Origin of the sequence: Virgibacillus salexigens (genome assembly GCF_014905415.1) — a bacterium.
GTDB lineage: Bacteria > Bacillota > Bacilli > Bacillales > Amphibacillaceae > Virgibacillus > Virgibacillus salexigens.
In genome coordinates, this window is sequence record NZ_BNEO01000087.1 from 1 (window position 1) to 324 (window position 324).

Genomic DNA, 324 nt, shown 5'->3' on the forward strand with positions numbered 1-324 from the left:
TCCAATTAGATGTATTAGCAGAAAAGAAACAATTGGAACAGCCTCTTCAGAAAACCATCGATACGGATGAAAGCTTATATGGCGATGATGAAATTATTGCTTTATCCATCGTTAACGTTTATGGTTCTATTGGATTTACCAATTATGGATATATTGATAAACAGAAACCTGGAATTTTAAAGAAACTAAATGATAAATCAACAGGCGAATGACATACTTTCCTAGATGATATTGTAGGAGCAATAGCTGCAGCTGCTTCAAGTAGACTTGCACACTCTACAAGAGAAGATATTTTAATCGAGGAAGAAAATAAACAAAAAAACA

1 pseudogene is annotated in these 324 nt (G+C 33.0%); it reads left to right on the top strand.

Going from position 1 to position 324, the window contains the following annotated elements:
* Positions 1–324, top strand: a pseudogene (locus JKP73_RS22355) (phosphatidylglycerophosphatase A family protein); the annotation flags it as partial.